We start from the raw sequence: 14,686 nt of genomic DNA, 5'->3' as shown, positions 1-14,686 counted from the left end.
ACAAAAAAAAAATAAAAAATGTTTAATGAGGATCAAGATCATTTAAATAACGATAAATTTCTAAATAATCAAACTGTAAGTAGATTAATAAAAATTATTTATCATAATTCGAATCATGTTGTAAAAATTTTTAGTTTATTAAAATTATGTAAAGCAATTTCTGTTTTTAGAGTATTAAATTTTTCTATAAAAAAAAAAATTATAAAAGGTTTACCTCCTATTAAAAAAATGGAATTATTAAATAATTTATCGATAAATGATCGTGTTTATTTTTTAGAAAATCTTCCCAAGAATATATTAAAAGATTTAATAAAATATTTGAATCCAGAAGAAAAATGTAAAACTTTAGTATCTATAGGGTATCCTAAAAATAGTATAGGTTGTTTAATGATTCCATATTATCTTGCTGTTCAAGAAAACTGGACTGTAAAAGAAGTTTTAAATTATATTCGTAAAGATGTAAAAGATAGTGATGTAATAGAAATTGTTTATATAATAGATAAAGAAGGAAAATTAATAGATGATATAAAAATACGAGAATTTTTATTAGTAGATCCCAATACAAAAGTATCTGATTTAACAAACGGTCAATATACTGAAACTTTAAATGTTACAGATACAGAAAAAGAAGCAATCAAAATGTTTTCCATGAGTAATAGAATTTCGCTTCCCGTTATAGACGATCAGAATTTTTTATTAGGAATAGTCACAATAGATGATATTTTATGGGTTTTAAATGAAAATTATAGAGAAGATTTTCAAGAAATAGGAAGAATGGAAGCTTTAAATCAATCTTATTTAAACGTTCCTTTATACAAACTTATTAAAAAAAGAGCGGGATGGCTTATTTTATTATTTATAGGAGAAATGTTAACCACAACAGTGATGCAAATATTTTCAAGTGTTATCGAAAAAGCTTTAGTTCTTGCTTTGTTCATTCCTTTAGTTGTTTCTAGTGGTGGAAATAGTGGTTCTCAAGCTGCAAGTTTAATCATACAAGCAATGGCTTTAGGAGAAGTGAAAATAAAAGATTGGTGGATTGTCATGCGAAGAGAAATTATTTGTGGTTTTTTCTTAGGTAGTATTTTAGGACTGACTGGTTTTATACGTGTAGTAGCTTGGCACAAAATCAATTTATTTAATTATGGTTATCATTGGATTTTGGTAGGATTCACGGTATTTTTTTCGTTAATTGGAATAGTATTATGGGGGACTTTCAGTGGGGCGATGTTGCCTTTTATAATTAAAAAATTTAGAGGAGATCCTGCAACTTCTTCTGCTCCTTTTGTTGCTACATTAGTAGATGTCGTTGGATTAATTATATATTTTTCTATATCTTATCTTCTTTTACATGGTACTTTATTATAATATTTTTCTACATTTTTGTAGAACTATTTTAAAATCTTCAGGAATTGGACAATAAAAATAACATTTTTCATTTTTTGGATGTATAAAAGAAAGAGATATGGCATGTAAAGCTTGTCTTGATAATATTTTTAGGCAGTTTTTTAAAAATTTTATATTTTGATTTGAACATTTTTTTTTCATAAAAATTTTATTTCCTCCATAAGTAGAATCATGAAATAATGGATGACCTAAATACTTGAAATGAGCTCTTATTTGATGAGTTTTTCCTGTTTTTATATTACAAGAAACATATGTTAAATATTTAAACCGTTCTAATACCTTATAATATGTTACAGAATATTTTCCTTTATGAGATTCATTTTTTTTAAAAAGTGTCATTCTTTTTCTATTTTTAGGATCTCTTCCAATAAAACCAGTTATAATTCCTTTTTCTTCAATTAAATTTCCCCATATTAAAGCTCTATATTCTCTTTGAATTGTTTTGGATTGAAATTGTTGAAATAAATATTTTTTAGAATATTCATTTTTAGCTAAAACTAATAAACCTGATGTATCTTTATCCAATCTATGAACCAATCCACTTCTATATAAATTAAACTTATGAAAGTTTGATTTTTGAAAATGATACTTAATTCCATGAATTAATGTTCCTTTATTATGTCCAAATCCAGGATGAACTACCATTCCGGCCGGTTTATTAATTATAATTACATCATCATCTTCATGTATAATATCCAGATTTATTTTTTCTGCAATTATATTTTTATACTCTAAATAATCTAATAAAGGGGGAATATTAGAAATTTCTATTTCTAGAAAATCTAAAGGTTTTATTTTATAATTTTTTTTTACAATGCGTTGATTCACCATAACGCTTCCTGAAAGAGTAAGTTTTTGAATTTGATTCCTGCTAATATTTTCTACATTTTTTTTTAAAAACTTATCAATACGAATTTCTTTTTGATTTTCGTTTGCGATAATTTTAATTTTTCTCATTTAATTTCATTTTTTCCTTTTCTTCCGTTTGTTTATTATAATTTTTTTTTTCAATTTGAATGTCTTCGATTTCTTTATTAGAATCTTTTTCTTCAATTTGAATTAAATGATCTAACACTTCTTTTGAAGTTAACCAAAGTTCAACAGATTTATTTTTATCATAAATAGATCCAGGATCAGGTTTTTGACGATATACTTTTGCATCTTGATCAGGATTTTTTATTGTATGATCATAATAAAAATTAATAGTATGAAATAATTTATTTTTTAAAGTATAAGTTGCTGAATGTAATGACATTCCAATAACATTAGGAACTGTGAAATTGTTTTTTTCGTATCCTTTTCCAATAATTAAAATGATTCCATCTTGATGAGTGGGGAACCTATATCCAGGTTTAATAAATTTATTTTTATATAAAACTTTGAAAACACTATCTTTATCCATATTATTAATATATCTTATTTCTTTAACAGATATATGATTGTCATGAAGGAATTTGATAGCCATTCGTTTATCTTTATTTATGATATTAGGTAAAATAGATTGAGAGGATTTAGAATTAACTTGTATATATACATGTCTTCCTTCTTTTACATAATCTCCAGCTTCTGGAGAAAAGGAAATAATTTGATTAATTTTAAAATTAGGATCATAATGTGATGTATCTATATCGTATTTAAGACCTAATTTTTTTAAAATAGATATAGATTGAGATAAAGTAAATCCTTTCAAATCAGGAACAGTCACATAAGACCCATGTTTTGTATAAACATCTACCCATTGCAATGCAATTTGAGAAATTTTATATAAAATTAACATGGCAATTAAAAAATTAACGATGAATATCACAAAATATTTTAAATAATTCATGAAAAAAAACAAATTATTTAAATGAAAATATTTTACATATTTTACATAAAAAAAACTAATAAAATTAAAGATAAATAATGAAAAAAATAGCTGTTATTATGGGGGGGTATTCAAAAGAATCCATCATTTCACTAAAAAGTGGAAAAATTGTTTACGAAAATTTATGTAGGAAAGAATTTGATCCTTATCAAATATTTATTTTTAAAGAAAAATGGTTCATGAAAGATAAAAGAAATAAAGAATATTTTATAAATAAACAAGATTTCACTGTTTATGGAATGAAACATCTTAAATTTGATTGTATATTTAATGCTATACATGGAACTCCAGGAGAGGACGGAATATTACAAGCTTATTTTGATCTTTTAAGAATTCCTTATACAGGATGTGACTTTCATCATGCTAATGTTACTTTTAATAAAAAATATTGTTTAACTTTTTTGAAATATTTTGGAATTAATACAGCTGATTTTTTTTTCTTAAATAAAAATCAAACTTTTTCCCCAAAAAAAATCCTAAATAAAATAGGACTTCCTTGTTTCGTAAAACCTAATAGATCTGGGTCTAGTTTAGGTATAAGCAAAGTTTATGAAGAAAAAGATTTATTTGATGCAATACAAAAAGCATTTATAGAAGACGAAGAAATTATTGTGGAATCTTTTCTTGAAGGAAAAGAAGTTTCCGTAGGTGTTTTTTCGTTTAAAAATGAAATTATTGTTTTGCCAATAACAGAAATAATTAGTCAAAATGATTTTTTTGATTTTGAATCAAAATATTCTGGAAAATCTCAAGAAATTACACCAGCAAAGATGTCTAAAAATATTGAAAATAAAATACGAAACACAGCAAAAAAAGTATATCAATTTCTAAATCTATCAGGAATATCTAGAGCGGAATACATACTTGTCAATGAAGAACCTTTTTTTTTGGAAATCAATACAGTTCCAGGTTTTTCAGAAGAAAGTATTTTTCCAAAACAATTGAAAATAGTTGGAATATCTTTATCCGATGTCTTTAAAAATTATATATACGCTTCTATTGAAAAAATGAATAAATAAAAATTTCATAGTTTACAATCACATTTTCTATTTTCTTTTACAAAATTTTTTTTTATACAAAAAAAATTCAAAAATTTTCTCAGTAAACAAAAAATTGAGTATGAAAAAAATAAACTTATTATAATGTATTGCCACATTTTATTTGAAGTGTTTGATATGTTAATAATGAAACTATATAAGCCAATAAAGTCATAAAAACAAATTGTACTATGGGCCATTTCCAAGATTTTGTTTCTTTTTTTGTTATAGCTAATGTGCTCATACATTGCATAGAAAATGCATAAAAAAACAACAAAGAAACTCCTGTTGCTAAATTATAAATAGGTTTTTTAGTTATAGGAGATATTTCTTTTTTCATTTTTTCTTTCAAAAAATTTTCTTTTTCTTCTATACTGTAGACAGAAGCCATCGTACTAACAAAAACTTCTCTTGCTATAAGAGATGATAGTAATCCGATCCCAATTTTCCAATCGTATCCTAATGGATGAATTACAGGTTCCATTTTTTTTCCTAATATACCTAAATAAGAATAAGGCAATTCTTTTCTTTGTATATCTATGATCAAATTTTGATTTGATGAATTTTTTGAAGGACCAAAAGTACCCAAAACCCAAATTAATATATTAATTAATAAAATCATTTTACCCGCATTTATAATAAATGATTTAATATGAATCCATAGAGTGATTAATATATTTTTAAATATAGGAATTTTATAAGTGGGGATTTCCATTATAAGATGACTTTGATATTTTTTTTTTAAGAATTGATGTAAAATTATTGATACGCTTAAAGCCGATATAATCCCTAAAATATACATAAACATAAGTACTATTCCCCTTAATTGAATAAAACACCATTTTTTATTCGGTATAACTAGAGATATAATTAAAGTATAAACAGGTAATCTAGCCGAACACGTCATAAAAGGAGTAGCTAAAATAGTAATTAAACGATCTCTAGGATTTTCTATATGTCTAGCTGACATGATTGCGGGAATCGCGCAAGCTATACTAGAAATAAGAGGAACAACACTTTTCCCATTTAACCCAAAAGGTCGCATAATTCTATCCATTAGAAATATAACTCTGCTTATATATCCACTTTCTTCCATAAGAAGAAGAAAAAATAGTAAAATAGAAATTTGGGGAATAAAAGAAACAATAGTGCTAATTGCAGGTAAGATTCCTTGTAAAAGGAAATTATTTAAAGGACCAGGATAAACATTATATAATTTTTTTTGTATAAAAGAAAAAAAAAGCTCTATAAATTGTTTAGGAGTTTCTGACCCAAAAAAAATACATTGAAAAATAAAAAATAAAAAGAATAAAAAAATAAAATAACCCCAGAAAGGATGAACAATGAAAGAATTATCTATTTTTTTAGAAAATTCTAAATAAGTCTTTTCTTTATCTGAAATGAATTCAGAAACTGTTTTTGAGAAAATTTTTTCTATTTCTTCATATCGACTTAATGTTTCCTTGATTTGTAATCGTTTTGGTATAATATTATATTTTTTTTTTATTTCATTTAATAAACAATCTTCTTTTAACAATTTTTTGTGATAAGCTAAATAATACCAAGCTTGATAAGTATCGACTTTATAAATATTTTTTACTTCATTAATAGCAAGAGAATAATATAATCTGGGATTGAAAAAATGGGTTATTTTTATTTTGGAATTTAAATTTTTTATTTTTCTTTTAATTTGATTAACTCCTATTCCTTTTCTTGCATTGATCAACACAATTTCTGTTATAAGAAATTTTTTTAATTTTTTTATATTAATAAATATTCCTTTTTTTTTTGCTTCGTCGACCATATTCAATACAAAAAGAACAGGAAATCCTAAATCTTGTACTTGTCTAAGTAAAAGAAGGCTTTTTTTTATATTCGAATAATCTGCTACTACTATGATTTTATCTGGATAATCTAAATCGTTTATATTGTTAAGTAACCTACATACTATTTCATCATCTTCAGATGAAGGATATATGCTATAAGTTCCAGGAAGATCTATAATTTGAAAACACATATTTTCATAATAAAAATTTCCTATTTTTTTATCTACTGTAACTCCTATATAATTTCCAACTTTTTGATTAAGTCCAGTTAATTGATTGAATAAAGAAGTTTTTCCTACATTGGGATTTCCAACAATAGCTAATTTAATTTTTGACATTATTTATTTTTGTGAATAATAGGTTCAACTATAATGTTTTCAGCTTCTTTTTTTCGTAAAGCTAAACAAGATTGATCATAACTTATACATAATGGATCATAAAAAATAGAAACAAAAAGTATTTCAATTTTTACACCAGGTAAAACTCCTAATTCTAATAATTTGACAGGAAAATTATCATTTTTATATCCCTTAATAATCCCTTTTTCTCCTTTTTTAAGATTAGATAAATTCAAAATATATTTTATTTTAGAATAAAGGTTTAAATTTATCTTTTTTATTTTTTTAATTATTTTAAATCTGAGAAATGTCATCAATTTTAATTAGATCTATACAATTGCTACTTAGTATTTCTATATTAGTTGTTGTTCATGAATTAGGTCATTTTATTATAGCTCAAGTCTTTAAAGTTAGAGTAGAAAGATTTTTTTTATTTTTTGATCCTTGGTTTTCAATTTTTAAAAAAAAGATAGGACATACAATTTATGGATTAGGTTGGTTACCTTTAGGAGGATACGTTAAAATATCTGGAATGATGATGGATAACAAAAATATTTTATCAAAAAATAAAAATTGGGAATTTAGATCTAAATCCCCCATCAAAAGACTGTTAATCATTTCTGGAGGAATTATTTTTAATATATTGTTATCCATTTTGATTTTTACTTTTTTATTGTTTAAATATGGAGAAACTTATCTTCCTACAAAAAATGTGAAATATGGAATAGAAGTTGATTCCATAGGAGAAAAAATTGGATTAAGAAATGGAGATAAAATTTTATTTATCAACGATAAGTATATTCCATATTTCAATGAAATTCCTAAAGAAATTCTTTTGGGAAATTCTATTACTATAGATCGTATGGGTCATATTATAAAATTACCATTAGATGATAAAAAGAAAAAATTTATTTTTGATCGAAAAGAACTTAATTTTTTTATTAAACCGCGTGTTCCTCCTATCATAAATTATATGATCAAAAATTCTAAAGCAGAAAAATATGGATTAAAAAATAATGATGAAATATTAGCTATTAATTCTGAATTTGTTCTTTTTTCTGATCAATTAAAAGATTTATTATCAAAATACAAAAATGAAAATATATTAATATCTATAAATAGAAATGGAAAATTAATTCAAAAAGAAATTTTTTTAGATTCAAAAGGGATTTTGGGTATTTATTTAAAAAACTTTATGGATTTAGATCAAATTTTTTTATTCGAAAAAAAGAAATACTCTTTTTTAGAGAGCTTTCCTCATGGAACAAAAAAAGCTTATGATGTTTTAAAAAATCAAATCTTTTTTTTGAAAAATGTTTTTCATATAGAAACTAAAGCTTATAAACAAATAGGAAGTTTTTTTTCCATTGCTAAAGAATTTCCATCTAAATGGAATTGGGGTATTTTTTGGACTTTAACAGGTACTTTATCTATTTGGTTAGCGTTTTTAAATTTATTCCCTATACCATCATTAGATGGAGGTTATATTTTATTTATCATGATTGAAATGATTACAAGAAAAAAAATAAATGAAGAAATTATTGAACGTAGTACTGTTTATGGATTTGTCATTATTAGTTTAATAATGATGTCGATCATAATTTGGGATATTTTCAAAGTTTTTATTTCTTGAATTTTTATCGAATAAAAAAATTTGACTAGGTGTAATTCCTATATCCAGAAATAAATCATTTTTATGTATATTTTGGATTTTTTTTATGGGAGAAAAATAACTTAAACCTATTTTCATAACATTTTTTTTGCATAAAGGAATAAATCTATCATAAAAACCTTTTCCGTAACCGATTCTATAACCTTTTAAATCAAATATTAATAAAGGAATAAATATGACTTCAATCATAGAAATAGAAATAATATACTTATGCATTGGAATAGGTTCTAAAATTCCATGTTTTTTTTTGATTAATATGGTATTTTCATGAAATAAACAATTTTCTATAGATAACTTATGAAAGTTAGAACAAGGAATAGTCACACATTTTTCTTTTTTTAGTAAAAAATTGATGATTATAAATGTATTTATTTCTCGAAATTTTTGTATTGGTATAAAAATATGATAAAGTTTCTTTTCCCATATAAAAAATATTTTTTTTAGCTGAAAAAAAATATCATAACTCATTTTTCTAATTTCATTTTGAGAAATATATCTTCTCATATGCAAATATTTTTTACGTAATTTTTTTTTATTCATTTATTTTATTCATGTTTTATTTCCTAATAAAAAATAGAAAAATCTATAAAATTTTCTAATATTTTTATTATTTCTTTAGGTTTTTCTATATGCCCCATATGACCTGTAGGTATAGCTACAAAATAAATTTGATTTCCATTTTTAGTTTCTTCATAAATTTTTTTTACATCAAGAACCATATCATATAAACCAGCTATATACAATTTTGGAAATTGGGTTGTTTTTAATAAAAACTTTCTATCTTTTCGAATTGACATTCCTTTTAAAAAAGAAATAATGCTATTAATATGAGTATTAGAAGCTATCTTCTTTACAAAAAGAAATTCTTTTTGTAAAGAAGATAGCTTTTTGTAAAAAAATAATTTTTTTATACTTATGGATATAAATAATGGATGATTATTAATTGCTAATTGAATTGATTGAATCCGATTTTTTTTTTTTCAAATGTATCTGATTTTGTGGTGGAATGAAGCAAACACAAACCTAAAAATATTTCTGGATATTTTTCTGCTATTGCTAAAGCAACATATCCTCCCATAGAGTGGCCTACAAAAACAGCTTTTTGTATATTTTCTTTTTCTAGAATTTTTTTTACAATTTCTGCAGTTTTTTCCATCGTAAAAACTGTATTTTCTTTTAATGGAAAAATACTTTTTCCATGACCTGGAAGATCAATAGAAATAATTTTATATTTTTTAGAAATGTTATCATATACATAGTTCCATATTTCTAAACTTTCCATGAATCCATGTAACAAGACGACAGGAATTCCTTTTCCTTTTGTTTTAAAATTTATAATATTAGTCATATATTAATATATATTAATATAAATATAATGAAATCAAATATTATTGAAATTGAAAGAAAACAATTATCTGATTCAAAAGACGTTTAAAAAAAATAAAGTGAATCATGTTGTTAACAATAAATATTGGAAATTCTAATCTTCGTTTTGGATTATTTGATAATCATTATAATTTAGAATGTCATTGTTCTTGGATTATTAATACTACTCCGCATAGATCACGAGATGAATATATTTTATTATTTAGAAATATATATCAGCAATATGGGATTTTATCCAAACTTATACAAAATATTGTGATTGGATCAGTGGTCCCTTCTCTTACAAATATTGTGGAGCAATCTCTATATGAAATACATAAAATCAAACCTATTGTAGTTGATAGAAATTCATCTTCTCCTGTTAAACATTATTCTCATCAATTAGGTACAGATTTGTATGCTAACGCTATAGCTGCATATACATTATACAATAATCAAAAAACGACTTTAGTCGTGGATTTTGGAACTGCATTAAGTTTGACCTGCATAGATAAATATGGGGGACTTCAAGGGGTTATTATAGCTCCAGGAGTCAATAGTTCTTTAAGTGCCTTAATTGGAAACACAGCTCAATTATCAAAAATTGAGTTAAAAGAACCTCCTAGTATATTAGGACAGTATACAGAAACATGTATTCAAAGTGGAATAATATATGGATATATAAGTATGGTTGAAGGATTAATTAATAGAGTCAATCAAGAATTGAAAACAAATTGTTTTGTTATTGCAACAGGAGGTGTTTCTCACATATATACCCCTTTGATCGAAAAAATTCATATAAAAGATAAATTACATACAATAAAAGGATTAAAAATTTTATTTCATTGGAATCATTAGAACACAAATGAAAATTTTCATCTATGTTCTAATCCTTGAATAGATTTTTTAATTTTATAGGACAAATTTTGTAAATTGTTTGAAGACAAAACCATTCTTTTTTTGGAAAAATTACCATCGCTTTCTCTGTCCATAGGAATTAAATGAATATGTACATGAGGAATTTCAAATCCTAAAACAAATATACCAACACGGTTACAAGGAATAATTTTTTCTATACCTACAGCTACTTTTCTTGTAAAAGACATAATAGAGATAAATTCTTTTTCCGATAAAGAAAAAATTTTATCTGTATTACTTTTTTTTGGTATTATTAAAGTGTGTCCTATTTTTAAGGGATAAATATCTAAAAAAGCTAAATGATCCGAATTTTCCGCTATTTTATAAGCTATAATTTCATTATTAATTATTTTTTGAAATATATTATTTTTATTCATTAAATGCTATTTCTAAAATTTCATAATCAAGTATCATTTTATTAGGCAACTTAATATGGGCTATTTCTCCTATTTGTTTTCCAAGTAACCCTGTTGATATGGGCGTGTTTATGGATATTTTTCCTGATTTTAAGTCAGCTTCTCCTTCTGGAACTAAGGTATATATTTGTTCTCCTCCATGGGTTAAATTTTTAACTCTCACTGTGGAAAGAATAGAAACTCTCGTTCTATTAATTTTTGATCCATCTATAATCCGTGCATTATATAATTTTTTTTTTAACTTGGCTATATTCATTTCTAAAAAACCTTGAGCTTCTTTTATTGCGTCATATTCCGCATTTTCTGATAAATCACCTTTATCTCTAGCTTCTGCTATTTGCATAGATATTTTTGGACGTTCTATGTTTTCTAGTCTCTCTATTTCTTTTTGTAATTTTTCTAATCCTTCTTTAGTTATATATTCAAATTTTGCCATAATTTTTCATTATTATTTTTTTCTTATCTTTTTCATTCAATTTATCTATTTAAATTATATGACATATAAAGTTATATTATATGATTCTGAAATAAATACATATGTTTCATATTATTTTATTGTTTTTCATATATTCACTCAAAAATTGTGAAAAAAATGATGGAGATAAATAATATATTATTTATGAAATTAAAATGTATCTTTTCAATCAAGTTAATTGTAAAAAAAATGACTTTATCATTTCATTCTTAGAATGTTTGCTCCTAAAATACGTAATCTTTTATCTATATTTTCATATCCTCTATCTATTTGTTCTATATTTTGAATAACACTAGTTCCTTTAGCCGAAAGAGCTGCTATAAGTAGAGATATTCCTGCTCTTATATCTGGTGAATTTAATGTCGCTCCTCTAAGAGTATATTGATGATCTAATCCTATAACAGTAGCTCTATGAGGATCACATAATATGATTTGTGCTCCCATTTCAATAAGCTTATCTACGAAAAATAATCTACTCTCAAACATTTTCTGATGAATTAAAACACTTCCTTTCGCTTGAGTCGCTACTACAGTTAAAATGCTTAATAAATCTGGAGTTAATCCAGGCCATGGTGCATCGGATATTGTTAATATTGCATTATTAAATGATTTTTTTATTTGATAAGATTTTTGTGATGGAATATAAATATTATCCTTTTCTTTTTCTAATTTAATTCCCATTTTTTGAAATGTATTAGGTATAATTCCTAAATTTTTCCAATTAACATTTTTAATTCTAATTTCGGAACAAGTAATAGCAGCTAATCCTATCCAACTTCCTATTTCTATCATATCAGGTAATATAGTATGAGAACATCCTCCTAATTCTTTAACTCCAGTTATATTAATTAAATTAGATCCTATTCCTTTAATTTTTGCTCCCATTTTATTTAACAATTTGCATAATTGTTGAATATAAGGTTCACAAGCGGCATTGTATATGGTCGTTTTTCCTTTAGCCAAAGTTGCAGCCATAATGACGTTAGCTGTTCCTGTAATAGAAGCTTCTTCCATTAAAATATATTCTCCAATCAAATTGTTTTTATTTATACGTAAATCAAAATATTTGTATTCATTATGATAGTATATATTACTTCCTAATAATTTTAGTCCTGTTAAATGAGCATCTATACGTCGTCTACCTATTCTATCTCCTCCAGGAATTGGAATACAAACCTTTCCAAATCTAGAAAGTAAAGGTCCTGCAATCATAATTGATCCTCTGATAGATTTTCCATATTCACGAAATCTTTTCGTATTTAAATATTCAATGTTTATATTTTTTGCTTGAAAAGTATAATCTCCAATTCCATTTTTTATGACTAAAACTCCAAGATCTTTCAGAATTTTCATCATACATTTAACATCTCCTATTTCTGGTATGTTTTTAATTCTTAACTTTTCTGAAGTTAATAATACGGCACATAATACCTGTAAAGATTCGTTTTTAGATCCTTGTGGTTGAATTTCTCCTTTTAAAGGAACTCCTCCTTTTATTTTAAAAGTTCCCATTATAAAAATAAGTTTGTATATTTTAATTATCTTTTCTTTTAGTCATATTTATAATCTTTTCTTTTAGTCATATTTATATTTTTTCTATATTTTAAAATATGAGAACTTTGTAATAAAGAATCTACATTTTTCATTAAACATATCTTTCCCTCTGAAAGTTTTTTTAAATCTTTAAATATCACATCATCTTCCACCATGTTTTTATTCCATCTTAAATAATTTTTTTTCATTGTATTAGCAATAGCATAAAATAACCCTTCTTTTTTTTGTGTATCTTTACAACGTATTGCTGCATGTATCATATCTCTTATGATTTTTCCATAATATCTAAAATTTGTTAAATATTCAGGATACACTACTTTTTTAGTATTACATAAATTTATTTTGTAGATTTCTTTTGAGGTGGGTTTAGGAATAGGAAAAGGAGTATCAATATCCAATTGATATTTGGACATAATAAAAAGTTGATTCCATAATTTATGTTGTAAATAAGGAATTGATTTATGAAATTTAGTAGTATGAATAGAACTCGTCATTAATTTAATAATCTCCCATGCACAACGATTCCTTTTATTTCTGTTTTTTATTTGTATGGCGTGATCTATCATTTTATGAATATTTCTCCCATATTCTGGGATTACCAATTTTAAACGATTCGTGTTGTATTCCATAATATCTATTTAAAGTTTAGGATTTTTATTGTTGTTGTTATAATAAGATGTTTTATCTAGAGTCCAAAGAATTTTTTTTTGAAAAACATTTTTTCTTACTTGACAATAATGATTTAAACAAAACGTACAATGATTATTAGAACAAGCCTCAATGTGAGCCGATAATTCTACTTTAGATCCAAATTCATTTTTAGTCAATTGAGTTAACTTTTTTACTTCTTGATTTGCTTCTTTTATATTAAAAAACCATGGAACGGTTAGATGACAATCTATGTGCAATGCACTTCCATATTTAATGATTTTCAAATGATGAAGATCTATCCAATTAATATCTCTTTTTTCGTTAAGATATAAAGACAATTTTTTTAAAAGTTTTTTATCATATTCATCCATAATTCCAGCTGTAGCATTTCTCAACAATTTGAATCCCGTATACAAAATTAAGGATGAGAAAATAATAGAAATAATAGGATCTATCCATATACATTTGGTTACATTCAGTAAAATTAATCCTACAACTATTCCAAAAGTAGAATAAGTGTCAATTTGAAGGTGTTTTCCACTAGCAATTAATGTCAAGGCTCCATTCTGATTTCCTATTTTACAGGCTAAAAATCCTAAAAAATAATTAATAATTCCAGTAAAAAACATCAAAAAAATACCATAATCTAATCTCGATAAAATAACTTCATACATATTATATTTAATACGTATAAAAGTATTTATAAAAACAGAAATTCCTACTACAGAAATTAAAAAACCTTCTATAGCTGTTGATATAAATTCTATTTTACCATGTCCATATGGATGATTTTGATCCTTAGGTAAAGATGATATATAAAGACTACATAATCCGATAAAACCACTAATAATATTAATCAAACTTTCCATTGCATCACTAAATATAGAAAGGGAAGAAGTAATATGCCAAGTCACTAATTTTATGAAAAATAAAATAATCGCGACAAAACAAATTATTTTCTGAAAATAAAAGTTTAATTTAATTTTTTTTGAATCATCCATAAATTTTTGTTATGAGCAAATAACAAGTTTATTCAATTTTATCAAAATTCTTTTTTTTCCTGATTTTTGAAATTTTATTAGAGCTATTTGATTTTGATTTTGTAATTCTATAATAGTTCCTACTCCAAAATTTTTGTGAAAAACTTTTATTCCTTTTTT

General features: G+C 24.4%; 17 protein-coding genes. 4 read left to right on the top strand and 13 right to left on the bottom strand.

Going from position 1 to position 14,686, the window contains the following annotated elements; translation table 11 throughout:
* Positions 1-18 precede the first annotated feature (18 nt).
* Positions 19-1,368 (top strand): magnesium transporter, encoded by a 1,350-nt coding sequence (gene mgtE, locus H0H66_RS02550; protein ID WP_185857870.1) that lies wholly within the window; start codon positions 19-21, stop codon positions 1,366-1,368.
* On the opposite strand, the gene H0H66_RS02545 is transcribed toward mgtE, so the two are convergent.
* Positions 1,363-2,364, bottom strand: coding sequence for an RluA family pseudouridine synthase (locus H0H66_RS02545; RefSeq protein WP_185857869.1), 1,002 nt, complete (start codon positions 2,362-2,364; stop codon positions 1,363-1,365). The two genes, mgtE and H0H66_RS02545, sit on opposite strands and share 6 nt — an antisense overlap.
* A complete protein-coding gene (locus tag H0H66_RS02540) occupies positions 2,351-3,184 on the bottom strand; it encodes a PASTA domain-containing protein (protein WP_317167868.1) in 834 nt (277 codons plus the stop codon). The genes H0H66_RS02545 and H0H66_RS02540 overlap by 14 nt, the downstream gene beginning before the upstream one ends.
* 128 nt (positions 3,185-3,312) lie before the next feature.
* Here H0H66_RS02540 and H0H66_RS02535 point away from each other — a divergent pair, with 128 nt between their 5' ends.
* Entirely contained in the window at positions 3,313-4,293 is a 981-nt protein-coding gene (locus H0H66_RS02535) for a D-alanine--D-alanine ligase (protein ID WP_185857867.1), read from the top strand.
* A 118-nt stretch (positions 4,294-4,411) separates the two neighbouring features.
* On the opposite strand, the gene feoB is transcribed toward H0H66_RS02535, so the two are convergent.
* Positions 4,412-6,475: a ferrous iron transport protein B gene (gene feoB / locus H0H66_RS02530; RefSeq protein ID WP_185857866.1), complete on the bottom strand. Its 2,064-nt coding sequence runs from the start codon at positions 6,473-6,475 to the stop codon at positions 4,412-4,414.
* The gene (locus H0H66_RS02525; RefSeq protein ID WP_185857865.1) at positions 6,475-6,711 is read right to left on the bottom strand and encodes a FeoA family protein; all 237 of its coding nucleotides are present in this window, start codon (positions 6,709-6,711) and stop codon (positions 6,475-6,477) included. The genes feoB and H0H66_RS02525 overlap by 1 nt, the downstream gene beginning before the upstream one ends.
* Positions 6,712-6,782: 71 nt before the next feature.
* On the opposite strand from H0H66_RS02525, the gene rseP reads away from it, so the two are divergent.
* A complete protein-coding gene (gene rseP / locus H0H66_RS02520) occupies positions 6,783-8,108 on the top strand; it encodes an RIP metalloprotease RseP (protein ID WP_185857864.1) in 1,326 nt (441 codons plus the stop codon).
* Here rseP and H0H66_RS02515 read toward each other — a convergent pair.
* The 3 genes from H0H66_RS02515 to H0H66_RS03100 all read right to left on the bottom strand — a co-directional run bounded on the left by H0H66_RS02515 (position 8,055) and on the right by H0H66_RS03100 (position 9,495).
* The gene (locus H0H66_RS02515) at positions 8,055-8,687 is read right to left on the bottom strand and encodes a 5-formyltetrahydrofolate cyclo-ligase (RefSeq protein ID WP_185857863.1); all 633 of its coding nucleotides are present in this window, start codon (positions 8,685-8,687) and stop codon (positions 8,055-8,057) included. The genes rseP and H0H66_RS02515 overlap by 54 nt on opposite strands.
* Positions 8,688-8,710: 23 nt before the next feature.
* Positions 8,711-8,944 carry an alpha/beta fold hydrolase gene (locus tag H0H66_RS03105; protein ID WP_238785048.1) on the bottom strand — a complete coding sequence of 78 codons (234 nt, stop codon included), beginning with the start codon at positions 8,942-8,944 and terminating at the stop codon, positions 8,711-8,713.
* Between the two features lie 149 nt (positions 8,945-9,093).
* A complete protein-coding gene (locus H0H66_RS03100; RefSeq protein ID WP_238785047.1) occupies positions 9,094-9,495 on the bottom strand; it encodes an alpha/beta fold hydrolase in 402 nt (133 codons plus the stop codon).
* 104 nt (positions 9,496-9,599) lie between these two features.
* Between H0H66_RS03100 and H0H66_RS02505 the strand changes: the two genes are divergently transcribed.
* A complete protein-coding gene (locus H0H66_RS02505; RefSeq protein WP_185857862.1) occupies positions 9,600-10,370 on the top strand; it encodes a type III pantothenate kinase in 771 nt (256 codons plus the stop codon).
* 17 nt (positions 10,371-10,387) lie between these two features.
* On the opposite strand, the gene H0H66_RS02500 is transcribed toward H0H66_RS02505, so the two are convergent.
* The 6 genes from H0H66_RS02500 to H0H66_RS03150 all read right to left on the bottom strand — a co-directional run bounded on the left by H0H66_RS02500 (position 10,388) and on the right by H0H66_RS03150 (position 14,638).
* Entirely contained in the window at positions 10,388-10,807 is a 420-nt protein-coding gene (locus H0H66_RS02500; RefSeq protein WP_185857861.1) for an HIT family protein, read from the bottom strand.
* Positions 10,800-11,282, bottom strand: a complete 483-nt coding sequence (gene greA / locus H0H66_RS02495) for a transcription elongation factor GreA (RefSeq protein ID WP_185857860.1) — start codon at positions 11,280-11,282, stop codon at positions 10,800-10,802. Before greA ends, H0H66_RS02500 begins: the two co-directional genes overlap by 8 nt.
* A 237-nt stretch (positions 11,283-11,519) precedes the next feature.
* Positions 11,520-12,833, bottom strand: a complete 1,314-nt coding sequence (gene murA / locus H0H66_RS02490; protein ID WP_185857859.1) for a UDP-N-acetylglucosamine 1-carboxyvinyltransferase — start codon at positions 12,831-12,833, stop codon at positions 11,520-11,522.
* Positions 12,834-12,871: 38 nt separating this feature from the next.
* Positions 12,872-13,504 carry a DUF4290 domain-containing protein gene (locus H0H66_RS02485; protein WP_185857858.1) on the bottom strand — a complete coding sequence of 211 codons (633 nt, stop codon included), beginning with the start codon at positions 13,502-13,504 and terminating at the stop codon, positions 12,872-12,874.
* Positions 13,505-13,513: 9 nt separating this feature from the next.
* Positions 13,514-14,527: a cation diffusion facilitator family transporter gene (locus H0H66_RS02480; RefSeq protein ID WP_185857857.1), complete on the bottom strand. Its 1,014-nt coding sequence runs from the start codon at positions 14,525-14,527 to the stop codon at positions 13,514-13,516.
* A gap of 9 nt (positions 14,528-14,536) precedes the next feature.
* Positions 14,537-14,638, bottom strand: a complete 102-nt coding sequence (locus H0H66_RS03150) for a hypothetical protein (protein ID WP_394366943.1) — start codon at positions 14,636-14,638, stop codon at positions 14,537-14,539.
* Positions 14,639-14,686: the final 48 nt, after the last annotated feature.

Source organism: Blattabacterium cuenoti, assembly GCF_014251595.1.
GTDB classification, from domain to species: Bacteria; Bacteroidota; Bacteroidia; order Flavobacteriales; family Blattabacteriaceae; genus Blattabacterium; species Blattabacterium cuenoti_Q.
This window is presented reverse-complemented; position numbering and strand designations above follow the sequence as displayed.

Excerpts from the sequence above, each read along its gene's own strand:
- H0H66_RS02485 (WP_185857858.1), bottom strand. The coding sequence starts at position 13,504 with ATGGAATACAACACGAATCGTTTAAAATTGGTAATCCCAGAATATGGG.
- H0H66_RS03105 (WP_238785048.1), bottom strand. The coding sequence starts at position 8,944 with ATGTCAATTCGAAAAGATAGAAAGTTTTTATTAAAAACAACCCAATTT.
- H0H66_RS02535 (WP_185857867.1), top strand. The coding sequence starts at position 3,313 with ATGAAAAAAATAGCTGTTATTATGGGGGGGTATTCAAAAGAATCCATC.
- H0H66_RS02505 (WP_185857862.1), top strand. The coding sequence starts at position 9,600 with ATGTTGTTAACAATAAATATTGGAAATTCTAATCTTCGTTTTGGATTA.
- H0H66_RS03100 (WP_238785047.1), bottom strand. The coding sequence starts at position 9,495 with ATGACTAATATTATAAATTTTAAAACAAAAGGAAAAGGAATTCCTGTC.
- murA (WP_185857859.1), bottom strand. The coding sequence starts at position 12,833 with ATGGGAACTTTTAAAATAAAAGGAGGAGTTCCTTTAAAAGGAGAAATT.
- H0H66_RS02540 (WP_317167868.1), bottom strand. The coding sequence starts at position 3,184 with ATGTTAATTTTATATAAAATTTCTCAAATTGCATTGCAATGGGTAGAT.
- H0H66_RS02515 (WP_185857863.1), bottom strand. The coding sequence starts at position 8,687 with ATGAATAAAAAAAAATTACGTAAAAAATATTTGCATATGAGAAGATAT.
- H0H66_RS02480 (WP_185857857.1), bottom strand. The coding sequence starts at position 14,527 with ATGGATGATTCAAAAAAAATTAAATTAAACTTTTATTTTCAGAAAATA.
- feoB (WP_185857866.1), bottom strand. The coding sequence starts at position 6,475 with ATGTCAAAAATTAAATTAGCTATTGTTGGAAATCCCAATGTAGGAAAA.
- rseP (WP_185857864.1), top strand. The coding sequence starts at position 6,783 with ATGTCATCAATTTTAATTAGATCTATACAATTGCTACTTAGTATTTCT.
- H0H66_RS02500 (WP_185857861.1), bottom strand. The coding sequence starts at position 10,807 with ATGAATAAAAATAATATATTTCAAAAAATAATTAATAATGAAATTATA.
- H0H66_RS02545 (WP_185857869.1), bottom strand. The coding sequence starts at position 2,364 with ATGAGAAAAATTAAAATTATCGCAAACGAAAATCAAAAAGAAATTCGT.
- mgtE (WP_185857870.1), top strand. The coding sequence starts at position 19 with ATGTTTAATGAGGATCAAGATCATTTAAATAACGATAAATTTCTAAAT.
- greA (WP_185857860.1), bottom strand. The coding sequence starts at position 11,282 with ATGGCAAAATTTGAATATATAACTAAAGAAGGATTAGAAAAATTACAA.